The sequence below is a fragment of the Duganella qianjiadongensis genome (genome assembly GCF_009857915.1).
Taxonomy (GTDB): domain Bacteria; phylum Pseudomonadota; class Gammaproteobacteria; order Burkholderiales; family Burkholderiaceae_D; genus Rugamonas; species Rugamonas qianjiadongensis.
The window spans coordinates 1-268 of record NZ_WWCM01000094.1 but is presented as its reverse complement, the minus strand read 5'-3'; the positions used below and the strand labels follow the sequence as shown (position 1 = coordinate 268).

At 48.9% G+C, this 268-nt stretch carries 1 rRNA gene; it reads left to right on the top strand.

The window, feature by feature from the left end:
* A 23S ribosomal RNA gene (locus GTP27_RS23430) occupies nt 1-268 on the top strand; the annotation flags it as partial.

Sequence of the window (268 nt, the reverse complement as noted above, 5' to 3'; positions counted from 1 at the left end):
TGTGAGGCGAACGCGGCGAACTGAAACATCTAAGTAGCTGCAGGAAAAGAAATCAACCGAGATTCCCAAAGTAGTGGCGAGCGAAATGGGAAGAGCCTGTACGTGATAGTCGTTTTGATAGTGGAATTCTCTGGAAAGTGAAACCATAGCGGGTGATAGTCCCGTACACGAAATCAAAGCGGTGGTACTAAGCGTACGACAAGTAGGGCGGGACACGAGAAATCCTGTCTGAATATGGGGGGACCATCCTCCAAGGCTAAATACTCGT